The following is a 232-nucleotide window of genomic DNA, read 5'->3' as shown; positions in this document are numbered from 1 at the left end:
TGAGGTGGCCGCAGCTGCAACCAGCATTAATACAATGAAGGATAATACGCACGAAATTATTAAAGCATTCCGCGTGATTGGTGAACTAGCAGACCAAACTAACTTATTAGCGTTAAATGCCGCAATAGAACCTGCACGAGCAGGTGAACAATCCCGAGCTTTTGCAGTCGTTGCAGATGAAGTTCGTTCGTTAGGAGCACGTACTCAAACAAGTACCGCTGAAATAAACAAA

The 232-nt window shown here is 44.0% G+C and carries 1 protein-coding gene; it reads left to right on the top strand.

Annotated elements, in window-relative coordinates; all coding sequences use genetic code 11:
• The coding region (locus tag V6255_RS18310) for a methyl-accepting chemotaxis protein (RefSeq protein ID WP_341629412.1) at positions 1 to 232 on the top strand (232 nt) is incomplete at both ends.

Origin of the sequence: Psychromonas arctica, assembly GCF_038155225.1 — a bacterium.
Taxonomy (GTDB): Bacteria; Pseudomonadota; Gammaproteobacteria; order Enterobacterales; family Psychromonadaceae; genus Psychromonas; species Psychromonas arctica_B.
The sequence above is the reverse complement of the archived record's forward strand: the minus strand, read 5'-3'. Positions and strand labels throughout refer to the sequence as shown.